General features: G+C 42.4%; 9 protein-coding genes. All 9 read right to left on the bottom strand.

Annotated features, from left to right (window positions below; genetic code table 11):
- Positions 1 to 13 precede the first annotated feature (13 nt).
- On the bottom strand, positions 14 to 1,177 hold the full coding sequence (locus tag IGI73_RS07160) for an FtsW/RodA/SpoVE family cell cycle protein (RefSeq protein ID WP_005225982.1): 1,164 nt from the start codon (positions 1,175 to 1,177) through the stop codon (positions 14 to 16).
- A 2-nt stretch (positions 1,178 to 1,179) separates the two neighbouring features.
- Entirely contained in the window at positions 1,180 to 1,479 is a 300-nt protein-coding gene (locus tag IGI73_RS07155; protein ID WP_010748186.1) for a YlaN family protein, read from the bottom strand.
- 370 nt (positions 1,480 to 1,849) lie between these two features.
- A complete protein-coding gene (locus tag IGI73_RS07150; RefSeq protein ID WP_010748185.1) occupies positions 1,850 to 2,884 on the bottom strand; it encodes a diacylglycerol kinase in 1,035 nt (344 codons plus the stop codon).
- Between the two features lie 10 nt (positions 2,885 to 2,894).
- Positions 2,895 to 4,325, bottom strand: coding sequence for an Asp-tRNA(Asn)/Glu-tRNA(Gln) amidotransferase subunit GatB (gene gatB / locus IGI73_RS07145; RefSeq protein WP_428206299.1), 1,431 nt, complete (start codon positions 4,323 to 4,325; stop codon positions 2,895 to 2,897).
- Positions 4,322 to 5,794 carry an Asp-tRNA(Asn)/Glu-tRNA(Gln) amidotransferase subunit GatA gene (gene gatA, locus IGI73_RS07140; RefSeq protein WP_010748184.1) on the bottom strand — a complete coding sequence of 491 codons (1,473 nt, stop codon included), beginning with the start codon at positions 5,792 to 5,794 and terminating at the stop codon, positions 4,322 to 4,324. Before gatA ends, gatB begins: the two co-directional genes overlap by 4 nt.
- On the bottom strand, positions 5,794 to 6,099 hold the full coding sequence (gene gatC / locus IGI73_RS07135; RefSeq protein ID WP_005225977.1) for an Asp-tRNA(Asn)/Glu-tRNA(Gln) amidotransferase subunit GatC: 306 nt from the start codon (positions 6,097 to 6,099) through the stop codon (positions 5,794 to 5,796). The genes gatA and gatC overlap by 1 nt, the downstream gene beginning before the upstream one ends.
- Before the next feature lie 215 nt (positions 6,100 to 6,314).
- On the bottom strand, positions 6,315 to 8,345 hold the full coding sequence (ligA, locus tag IGI73_RS07130) for an NAD-dependent DNA ligase LigA (protein WP_081117063.1): 2,031 nt from the start codon (positions 8,343 to 8,345) through the stop codon (positions 6,315 to 6,317).
- 13 nt (positions 8,346 to 8,358) lie between these two features.
- Positions 8,359 to 10,602 carry a DNA helicase PcrA gene (gene pcrA, locus IGI73_RS07125; protein ID WP_438759169.1) on the bottom strand — a complete coding sequence of 748 codons (2,244 nt, stop codon included), beginning with the start codon at positions 10,600 to 10,602 and terminating at the stop codon, positions 8,359 to 8,361.
- A 211-nt stretch (positions 10,603 to 10,813) separates the two neighbouring features.
- A complete protein-coding gene (locus tag IGI73_RS07120; RefSeq protein WP_428206301.1) occupies positions 10,814 to 12,280 on the bottom strand; it encodes an alpha-amylase in 1,467 nt (488 codons plus the stop codon).
- Between the last annotated feature and the right edge of the window lie 186 nt (positions 12,281 to 12,466).

The raw sequence follows: 12,466 nt of genomic DNA, 5'->3' as shown, positions 1-12,466 counted from the left end.
TCCATTCAATTGATCAATAATTCAAATAAACCTGTTTCCTCTTTTCTTCGGCACTGATATTTAACACAAAACCGATACAAATCGATAGCATCAGCAAGCTTGATCCACCTTGACTTAGAAATGGGAAAGTGATTCCCGTCAATGGGATCAAACCAGTGATTCCACCTAAGTTGATAAAAATCTGAGACATAAATAATGTCCCTATACCTATGCACATCATGGAATTAAAGGGATCTCTTGAACGGATACCGACAAGAAAGATTCGTCCCACCATATAGAACAAAACACCTAAAATGATGATCGATGGGATCAGCCCTAATTCTTCCATAACGATCGAAAATATATAATCGGTGTGCGCTTCGTTTAAGAAGCCACGTTTTTGGATACTATTTCCAAGCCCGCGCCCGAACAGCCCACCGTTGAACATTGCGTAATACCCATTAACCATTTGATGACCTGTATTGTATTCATCAGCAAACGGGTTCAAAAAAGATGAAAAACGACTATAGACATAGTCGGGTAAAAGCTTACCACCGGTTAGATTCACAAACAAGACGATCAACATACTACCGATAATACCTGCCACACCTAATATTAAGGTATACAGGTAATTCAATCCGCTAGACAATAACACGACAAATGCCAGCAACATAACGATTACAGCATTCCCTAAGTCGGGATAAAGTGCCATGATCCCGGTGTAGACAAAAACGATTCCGATTGGACGCCAAACCGTTTTCCAAAATTCTTGTTGGATACCTTTTTGACGATAAGATAGCGTCACCGATAAAAACCAAATCACAATAAACTTTAAATACTCTGCTGGTTGAATGGAAAAGCCAGCAATCGATAACCAACCGAGTGCCCCATTTCTTCTTGGGAAAAAGAAGGCAGCGATCAATAAGAACAAGATGACGATCATGGCGATCTGGACAAATTTTTTGTTCCGAAAAACATCCGTTTTCATTTTATACATGACAGTGATCGCTATTAGGCTCACCAACCAAAATAATGTTTGATTGATGACGTAAGAAGCAGCTGTGGTCGGTTGTGTGGCGGTCATCGCAACGTAAGATGTGGAACTATAAACCATCATCAAGCCCGTGACACACATAACAATATATGGTAATAAAATACTATAATCTAATAAATGTCTTTTCTTTACTTTCTCTGGCAAGTTTATGCCTCCTTGCCGATGTCAGGTGTCCGCTGGTCCTCGTAGACCTCGCTATACAATTGGTTCAAATCTTTTTCAAGATCCGCCATCAATTGCTGCCCTGTTTGATTATCAACGATCCCCAAGCGGATCGCAAATGCCACTTGTCGTGATAGACCATACATCTGGGTATCAACCACTTCTTCAAATGCTTTGCATTGTGCGATACATAAACTATTTTCTTGGTTTCGGATCAGCTTTTTGATTCGTTCTGCGTCATCTCTCAGCAGATCAAGCGCTTTTGTAGAATCGATTTGCTCCATTCCGGTCCCCCCATTTCTTCGTTTCACCATTATAGCATATTCTTATTCGCTTTTGCATCCATAGATTGGATAGAAATACGGAAATAACGAACTTTAATGAGCATATATTCGAAAAGTTCGCTTTTTGATGATTATCATTCGTGTTTTGGAAATTTTATTCGTTTTATTTATATGATCCGCGCCCGATCTCGTGAAACAAAGGCAGATCGTGAAACACTTTATAAAAAACATCCTTTACTAAAATTTAAGAAAAGCTATTCTATCAAGTATTCGAAAAAAAATCGGTGCCTGCTTTTCCACAATTACGTTTTAAAAAAAGAACAGGTCCAAAAGTCCCTGTTCTTTCAACTCGCATGAAAAGAAAAATCGTTTACTTTGTTTCGTCGCCGATCTTGCCATCCCCATTGATGTCCTCATCGGAAAGACGTTCGACTTCTTTAATAAAACCTTCGCTCATCTCTTGATAATTTTGCTCACCAACGACCGCATCGTCAGGGATTTGATCGACATTTGCAAAAAACTCAATATGATTGTGTAGGTTTTCAAAGCGCATAGGAGCATCTCCGCCGTATTCGCCATCAAGGTTGATCATTAAACGATTGACCTGTTCTGGTGCGTCTACTTCAAGAAAAGATGTTTTCGTATAAATCAGGCGACGATCGTTGATGTGTTTTCCACCATTCATCATTAAAGCAACTAAGTGGACGATCTCAAAAATATTGGCCGTTTTGACAATGATCAACGAAAATTTCCCATCGTCAAGCTTTGCATCAGGCGCAATCTGTTCAAAGCCCCCCACTGAATTCGTCAGCCCTAAAAAGAACATCGACGCTCCGCCAATGTATTCTCCGTCTTCATACTTTAGATGCATTTTGATTGGTTTGACACGAGGGAGTAATTCCGCTCCTTTTGCTAGATAAGCTAAGTAGCCAAAAACACTTTTCAGTTCAGAAGGAACATCGTAGGTCAATTCCGTTAAGTGCCCACCAGCAGCAATGTTGATAAAATACGTGTTGGGTGTTTTTCCGACATCCATTTTCACTGTCTGCTGCTTCAAAATCACTTCCGCAGCTGCTTTGATATCCGTACGGGGAATCTTTAGCGCTCGTGCGTAGTCATTGGTCGTGCCTCCAGGAATGATCGCCATTTTTGGTCGCTTTTCTAAAGGAGCGATCCCATTGACGACTTCATTGATCGTGCCATCCCCACCGGCAGCTACCACCAAATCAAAACCAGCTTCGCCGGCTCTTCTTGCTTCATCACGAGCGGAAAATGGCGCAGCGGTCGTGGCAAATGCACTCGCCTCATAACCGCCAGTTTCCAAAACATCTAAAATATCTGCTAAGTTTTTTCGAATCAATTCTTTCCCAGATGTCGGGTTGTAGATTACTCTTGCTCTTTTCATCGCTTGCCTCTTATCGCTTTGCTAGTTCTTCTTGCAACAGCTTGTTCACAACGCCTGGATTCGCTTGTCCTTTGGTTGCTTTCATGATTTGACCAACTAAGAAACCGACTGCGCGGTCTTTTCCGTTTTTGAAGTCATCGACGGATTGTTGGTTATTATCTAATACTTCATTGATCATTGGTAGTAATTGCGCAGGATCTGATAATTGGATCAATCCTTTGGCTTTTACGACTTCTTCAGCGTCGCCGCCGTTTGTGATCAACTCTTTGAAGACTTTTTTCGCAATCTTCGAACTGATCGTGCCATCGGCGATCAAACGAATCATTCCCGCTAAATTGTCCGGGGTTAATTTCGTTTCTGGCAGTTCCAATTTCTCGCTGTTCAGATACGCTGAAACTTCACCCATCAACCAGTTAGAAGCTTGTTTAGGATCAGCACCAGCATCGATGGTTTTTTCAAAGAAATCGGACATTTCTTTTGATAAAGTCAAGACCATTGCATCATATTCTGGTAAGCCCAATTCAGAGATGTAACGGGCACGACGTTTTTGCGGCATTTCTGGCAAGTTTTGACGTACACGTTCGATCCATTCATCATCGATCACAAACCGTGGGATATCTGGTTCTGGGAAGTAACGATAATCAGAAGAACCTTCTTTGACACGCATCAATAAGGTTTTGCTGGTTGCTTCATCAAAACGTCGAGTTTCTTGTTGGATCTCGCCTCCAGAAAGCAATACTTTGGCTTGGCGTTTTTCTTCAAATGCCAACCCTTTTTTCACGAAGGACATAGAGTTTAAGTTTTTCAGTTCTGTTTTTGTTCCGAATTGTTCTTGGCCGTAAGGTCGCAACGAAATATTCGCATCACAACGCATGGAACCTTCTTCCATCTTCACATCGGATACTTCTGTAAACAAGATGATTGAACGCAACGCTTCTAGATACGCATATGCTTCTTCTGGTGAACGCATATCCGCTTCGGAAACGATCTCGATCAAAGGGGTTCCTTGACGATTTAGATCAACATAAGAATAACCGCCTTTGCCGTGCATGTTTTTCCCAGCATCTTCTTCCAAATGAACTCGCTCGATGCGAATCTTTTTCTTTTTGCCTTCCACTTCGATCTCGATCCACCCATCATGACCGATCGGTTGATCGAATTGCGAAATTTGATACGCTTTTGGATTGTCGGGATAGAAATAGTTTTTGCGGTCGAAATGCGTTTCTTTTGAGATTTCACAATTCAGCGCAAGCGCAGCTTTCATCCCAAATTCGATAGCCGCTTTGTTCATTACTGGTAAAACACCTGGATAGCCCCAGTCGATCACATTCGTGTTGCTATTTGGTTCAGCGCCAAAGTGAGCAGGTGCTGGAGAAAAAATCTTTGATTCTGTTTTTAATTCTACGTGGACTTCAAGCCCAATGACTGTTTCGAAGTTCATGCCTTATCCCCTCCTAAAATCACTGGTTTTTTCGTGTGGAAATCAGTTGCTTGTTCAAAGGCATAAGCCGCTTTATACATGGTTGCTTCATCAAAATGTTTCCCAATGATCTGCAAGCCGACTGGCAGTCCTTCAGAAAAACCTGCTGGGATCGACATCCCTGGCAGTCCTGCTAAGTTCACAGGAATGGTTAAAATATCATTCAAGTACATGGTGATCGGATCATTGATGTTTTCTCCAATACCAAATGCTACCGTTGGGGAAGCTGGGCCAATGATCAAGTCGTATTGGCTGAAGACCTTATCGAAATCTTGTTTGATCAACGTCCGTACTTGACCGGCTTTTTTGAAGTAGGCATCGTAGTAGCCAGCACTTAGTGAAAACGTACCTAACATGATCCGGCGTTTTACTTCTTCCCCGAATCCTTCACTGCGAGAATTGACATAGACATCTTCTAGATTGCTGACATTTTCTGAACGGAAACCATAACGAATACCGTCAAAACGTTGCAAATTAGAACTTGCTTCAGAAGAAGCGATGATATAGTAAACGGCTACCCCGTATTTTGAGTGTGGCAAGCTGACTTCTTCCACAGTCGCTCCTAACGCACGGAAAGTGTCCGCTGCTTTTAAGATTGCTTCTCGAACGCCTGCTTGGATCCCTTCACCTAAGTATTCTTTAGGCAAAGCGACTTTCATTCCTTTGATATCACCCGTCAAACCTGCTGTAAAATCAGGGACAGCAGCGCCTGCTGATGTACTATCTTTCGCATCAAACCCACTGATGGCATTTAATGCAAAGGCATTGTCTTTCACACCACGCGTCATCGGTCCAATTTGATCTAAAGATGATGCAAACGCGATCAGACCAAAACGAGAAACCCGTCCGTAGGTTGGCTTCATCCCGACGATTCCATTGAAAGCTGCTGGTTGACGAATCGAACCACCCGTATCGCTACCTAATGATAGGGGGACTTGTCCAGCTGCAACGGCAGCTGCAGAGCCACCTGATGAACCACCAGGTACTTTTGTTTCGTCCCAAGCGTTTTTCGTTTTCTTAAAGAACGATGTTTCGGTACTTGCGCCCATGGCAAATTCATCCATATTTAACTTACCAACTGGAATCATGTCTGCTTGATAAACTTTGTCCATAACGGTCGCATCGTAAATTGGATCAAAATTACCTAAGATTTTTGAAGCAGCTGTTGTCCGCAAATCTTTGGTAACGATGTTGTCTTTGATTCCGATTGGAATTCCCGCCAACACATTGCTTTCAGTGATGCCTTTTTGATCGATGGCTTGTGCCAATTCCTGCGCTTTTTCTTCATTCAACGCTAGAAACGCATCGACTTTCGGCTCTGTTTCTTTAATGCGAGCAAAGGTTTCGCTCGTTAAGTCTGTTGCAGTAATTTCCTTTGACACTAATAAGCTGTGTAATTCTTCTAAGCTTTTTTTATATAATTCAGTCATTAGGCACCCGCCTCCCCATTATCAATGATTGCAGGCACTTTGATAAAGCCTTCTTCGGATTCTGGAACATTTTTCATTAATTCATCACGGTCCCAGCCGCCGGTCGTTACATCTTCACGCATCACGTTAATCGTTTCTGCGACATTCGATGTGAATGGTACTCCTGTGGTGTCCACTTCTTCAAGTGTTTCAACCATATCAATAATTTTGCCTAGCTGAGAGGTAAACTCATGTAATTCATCGTCTGAGAATGAAAGTTTTGCTAGTTTGGCAACGTGTTTGACTTGTTCTTCGCTGATCGCCATAAAATCCTCCTCTTTCTCGTATCCGTAATCTACGTTTACGTTTTTCCAATGTATTGTATCATTTTTTTAACAAATCATGAAATAGAATTTGAAAATTATCAAATATAATTGCAAATAAAAGCAGAAATCATTTCTTTCCTCGTAGTGCAGGGAAGAAATGATTTCAATTAGACAAGAAAAAACAACTGCTTCTCGTCTGTGACAATGCTTAAAGGTTATTGATCTGCCGAATGACTGCCTTCGATCGCAGCCACCATTTGAGCTTCATCCCAAACGGTGACACCTAGGGATTGTGCTTTGGTCAGTTTGCTGCCTGCCTCTTCCCCAGCAACAACGATATCGGTCTTTTTCGATACACTGCCTGTTACCTTCCCACCGAGATTTTCAATTCGTTCCTTGGCTTCTTCACGAGTGAAGTGACTTAATTTTCCTGTTAAAACGACGGTTTTCTCTTTAAATGGTGATTCGACGTCTTCCAACTGTTCATTTCTAAGCCCCAAATAAGCAAAGTTGACACCCGCTCTTTCAAGTTCATCTAACAGGTCGTGAACTTCTTGATTGTCAAAATACGTGACGACACTTTCAGCAATCGTTGCGCCGATAGCTTCTAGCGAAATGATTTCTTCTTCCTTGGCTTTGCTGAGCGCCCGCAGATCACCGAAATGTTCTGCTAAAATCCGAGCCGCTTTCGCACCAACATGACGGATGCCTAGCCCAAAAATCAAACGTTCAACCGAATTTCCTTTACTTTGATGAATCGCCCGCAACAGGTTATTGGCTGATTTCTCTTTGATTTTATCAAGGGTCAACAATTGTTCTTCTGTTAAAAAGTACAAGTCGGCCACATCTTTAACTAAGGATTTATCGAACATTTGCTCTAAAACACGGGGCCCTAAACCGTCAATGTTCATAGCATTCCGTGAAACGAAATGGCTGAGTCCTTCTTTGATCTGTGCTGGACACTTTGGATTGATACAACGCAAGGCAACTTCTTCATCTAAATGGATCAGCTCACTCCCACATTCGGGACAATGTGTAGGCGATTCAAAGGGTTGACTTGCTTCTGTTCGTTTTTCTTCCAAGACTTTCGCAACCTCTGGAATAATGTCCCCCGCCTTATAGATGATGACCGAATCGCCAATGCGGATGTCTTTCATTTTAATGAAATCTACATTATGGAGACTGGCACGGCTGACCGTCGTTCCAGCAACACGAACAGGGGTCATAACAGCGGTCGGTGTCACAACACCCGTCCGTCCCACGGTCCATTCGATCGTTTCGATCACTGTTTCCGCTTCTTCCGGTGGAAACTTATATGCCGCCGCCCATCGGGGTGCTTTTACGGTAAAGCCTAGCGCATCTTGATCTTTGAAATTATTGACTTTGATGACTACGCCGTCAATCTCATAGGGAAGCTCACTGCGCTTGTCATGAAACTCTTCGATATATGCCCAAACCTCATCGATGGTGTGACACACTCTGCGTTCGTGATTTGTACGAAAGCCTAATTGATCCAGTTCATTCAATGCTGAAAATTGATCATTGGCTTCAATTGGTCCAAAGTCAGCTAGTGTGTACAAGAAGGTGCTTAAGTTTCTTTGGGCTGCGATCCGTGTGTCTAATTGTCGCAAGCTTCCAGCCGCTGCGTTTCTAGGATTGGCAAAAACTTCCGCCCCTTCTTCTTCTCGCTGTTGATTCAATTTCAAAAACGAAGCCTTTGGCATATAGCATTCGCCACGAACTTCCAACGAGATCGGTTCTTTTAATTTCAGTGGAATCGATTTGACGGTCTTTAGGTTTTCTGTAATGTTTTCACCTACCGTACCATCTCCTCGAGTTGCTCCACGAACAAAGCGCCCTTCTTCATATTTCAAGGAAATTGACAATCCATCGATCTTTAACTCGCAGACATAATCTACCGCTTTCCCCAGTGCTTTTTGAACACGGGCATCAAAAGCCACGATTCCTTCTTTGTCAAAGACATCGTTCAGGCTATACAGCGGAATATCATGCGTGACCTTTTCAAAGCCAGGTAAAATGATACCGCCTACTCGTTGGGTGGGTGAGTCTTCGGTTACTAGCTGCGGATAATTGGTTTCAATTTCAACCAGTTCTGCATATAGCTGATCATAGAGATAATCTTCCACGGAAGGCTGATCTTTTACATAGTATTCGTAAGCATACTGATTTAATTGTGTGCGCAGCTCTTCTGCTCGTGATTGGATTTCTTTTGAAGGGACATCCATCCTAATATCCTCCTTATTTTTCAACTTTTTCAATCGGCGCAAAGGCCGCCAACAATCGTTTGACGCCTTGTTGTGGGAACGCCACATCTAATTCAACATCTTGCGCGCTGCCAGTCGTCCGAACGACGGTACCGATTCCCCATTTTTTATGTTGAACTTTCTCGCCTACTTGCCAAGTATTACCAGCTGCAGAAGTCTGTTGTTTAGAAGCGACGGTCGTTTGACGCGGTTGTGTATAGCTCGGTTTGAACACTTTTGGTTGAAACGGTGCAGCAGCTTTCGGCTGTGAACGCTCGCCTAATGATTGCAGCAGATCTTGTTCGATCTCTTCGATAAACCGAGACGGACGATTGTATTGGGTCCGACCGTATAATGTTCTGGAAAAAGCGTTGGTCATAAAGAGCTCTTCCTCGGCACGAGTGATTCCCACGTAAGCAAGGCGCCGTTCTTCTTCGAGCTCGCTTTCTTCCATTAAGGCACGAGAAAGCGGGAAGATATTTTCTTCCAACCCGATCAAAAATACCACTGGAAACTCTAGTCCTTTTGCAGCATGCAAGGTCATCAAAGTCACTTGACTACTTTCTTCTTCATAACTATCGACGTCTGACAATAAAGCTAAGTCATTTAAGAAAACACTCAACTTCTCATCTGGTGCATCTGCATCGTCTTCGTTTTGCGCCTCAAATCGTTTGTCGAATTCTTGGGTAACCGATAAAAATTCTTCCAAGTTTTCAAGTCTAGCTTGTGCTTCTAAATTATTCTGGTTGACTAACTCTTGATGATAACCCGTTTTTTCTAATATTTCTTTCGTCAGTTCGGTTACTGATAGGTAAGGAACCATCTGGGCGAAGCCATCCATCATCATCCCAAAGCTCCCTAATTCTTTGCCAGCCTTTCCAGAAATATTCGCTAACTCGACATTCATGGCTGCTTCTAACAATGACCATTCATGAAGATTCGCAAACGCTCGTAGTTTCTCGACGGATGTCGCACCGATCCCACGTTTTGGTACATTGATGATACGCTCTAAGCTGATGGAATCTCGCGGATTGGCGATCGCCGATAAATAGGCCAAAATATCACGGATTTCTTTGCGGTCATAGAATTTTCTGCCGCCGACCATCGTATAAGGAACGTTGGCTTTTAAAAGCAATTCTTCAATGATCCGTGACTGGGCATTGGTCCGATACAATATCGCAAAATCACCGAATTTACGGTTCTTTTCTGCAATTTGTTTTTGCATTTCACTGACGATAAATCGCGCTTCATCTCGTTCACTATCCCCGCGATAATAAGTGATCTTTTCCCCATCATGATTTTCTGTCCATAGATTTTTATCTGGACGGTTGCGGTTATTTTTGATTACTTGGTTTGCCGCATTTAAAATCGTTTGCGTTGAACGATAGTTTTGCTCTAACAAAATCGTTGCGGCATCTGGATAGTCCTTTTCAAAGTCTAAAATATTTTGCATGTTGGCACCACGCCAACCGTAAATACTTTGGTCCGCATCCCCAACAACACAAAGATTTCGAAAACGAGCGGCCAATAAATTGACCAGCGTGTATTGGGCGTGGTTGGTATCTTGGTATTCGTCGACATGGATATAGTGGAATTTCCGTTGATAAAATTGCAGCGCATCTTCATTGTCTTGGAAGAGGCGGATCGTATTCATGATTAAATCATCGAAGTCCATGCATTGATTGTTTCGCAGCTCTTTTTGATATTTTTCATAGCAACGACCTACGATCTGCTCAAATAGACTACCTTCCATGGCTTGGTAAGCTTCAGGTGTCAACAGCTCGTTCTTGGCATGAGAGATCGTTCCCAAAATAGAACGAGGATCATATTTTTTGGGATCGATATTCAATTCTTTTAATACCCGTTTCATCAGTGTATTTTGCTCAGAAGAGTCAATGATGGTAAAATTCTTCGAATAGCCGATACGATCAACATCCCTGCGCAAGATTCTGACACACATCGAGTGGAAGGTTGAAACCCAAACGTCTTCTCCACCTGATCCTAATAGTTGACTGACCCGTTCCTTCATTTCACGTGCCGCTTTATTGGTAAATGTGATGGCTAAAATATTCCATGGATTTACATTTTTTTCTTCTATTAAATAGGCGATTCGGTGGGTTAGGACACGGGTCTTCCCGCTTCCTGCACCTGCCATCAGCAGCAACGGTCCTTCCGTATGCATAACGGCTTCTTTTTGCCGTGGGTTCATGCGTTCAAGTAATTCACTTTTGGATGACATGATTTTAAACATCCTTTCTTTCTCAATCTTCTCAATTATAGCATTATCCGGGAAAGGGGAAAACCGAACGCTTTGAAAACTTTTAATTAAAAGCGCTTTGATTTTTTCCCTTACGATTCATGCGATTTTTCAAGAGAAAGCAGGCTTGGTTTGTTTACATAATAAAAAGGCTGTAAACCTACCAGCCTTTTTATTCGTTTGAAGATTTTGGTTAACTAAAGTACTTCTCTACTAGTTTTTCATTTACATAAATCGAGACTTGCCCATCATTGACCGGGAAAACACCTTTTCCGGTATCATCTAAAACAACTTTCGCTTCATTATTTCTCAATATATCCACGAATGTCTCTCCACTATGGATCGCACTGATAGTCATTTCTTTTTCCGCTCCTTGGGCGTTGGTCATCACGACCGCTAATCCAGAAAGCTCATGTTCATAATCGCCAGTTAATACCCAGCCAATGCAATTAGGATCATCGAAATAATCGACTTGATTCCCGAATGCAAGCTTCTCCCGAAGTTTCAGCATATGGACCAGCGCATCCCCGACAGGGGCGATTTCTTGCTCGGGAATCCCAAATAAATCCCCCCAGAAAACTACTGGTACGCCAGCTTTACGTAAAAGGATCAATGAATAGGCATGGACTTTGAACCATCCGTCTATCCAAGATTGTAAACTTTGCCCAACCTGCGTGTCATGATTATCCACAAAAGTCACTGCATAATCTTCGCGAGCGGCGGTCAACGTACCTGCAAAAATTTGGCTCATATCGTATTCGCCATTTGAGTGAGATGCTTCATATAAATTGTAGTGCAATGGCACATCAAATAAATAAATCAAATTTCCTGAAGAATCCAAATACTCTTCTAATTTTGGCAGATCCCCTGACCAATATTCTCCGACAACAAATAGTGGTTTGCCTTTTTCCTCGCGTCGGTTTAAGATCCAATCCGCGTAATAGTTGAACTCAATGTGTTTGACCGCATCTAGTCGATACCCGTCAACGCCGGTCAGTTCTTGGTACCATTGGCCCCATTTATTGAGTTGTTCCACTGTTTCGGGATTTTCCATGTCCAAATCACAACCCATTAAGTAGTCGTAATTGCCCATCTCATCATCCACTTGGTTTTCCCAGCCCTTATCAGCGAAGTTAAAAATCCCGTGGTCTTTGTTGCGGTCATCATAATCGACACCAGAAAAATTATGCCACGTCCAAACGTAATCATTGTACGTCCCCTGACGTCCTGGGAATGTGAACTTGGTCCAAGCTTCGATTTCTTCCTCATCACTGATCGGTTCATTACGGTTTTCGGTATTGTATTTAACCGCTGGAACGACTTCTTTTTCATCGGCACCAATCAAGTGATTGAAAACGATGTCGGCATAAACCTCTATTCCTTGTTCTTGCAGTGCTTTGATGGCTTCTAGGTATTCATCCTTTGTCCCATATTTTGTTGGCACCGACCCCTTTTGATCGAATTCGCCTAGATCATAATAATCATAGACACCATACCCAACGTCTTCGGACCCAGCTGTCCCTTTATAGGCAGGCGGCAGCCAAATTGCGGTAAATCCATACTCTTTGATTTCTTTACTCATTTCTTTCAATTTGTTCCAGTGCTGGCTATCTGCCGGCAGGTCCCATTCGAACCCTTGTAAAATGACTTTGTTATTCATTTATTTATCCCCCCTTACTTCAATTAAGCCAAATAATAGTAAAAATTGTCAAATATAAGGATAGCTATTAAATCAAAATGAAGGTTATCATGACCGTTTATGACCGATTCCATTTATTCACGCTTTCATTTTGAATGTTTTTTACTGTTTATGATTGATTTTGAATGAATCATGTGGTATCATGGC

Source organism: Enterococcus sp. DIV0755f, from assembly GCF_051713725.1.
GTDB classification, from domain to species: domain Bacteria; phylum Bacillota; class Bacilli; order Lactobacillales; family Enterococcaceae; genus Enterococcus_D; species Enterococcus_D casseliflavus.
This window is presented reverse-complemented; position numbering and strand designations above follow the sequence as displayed.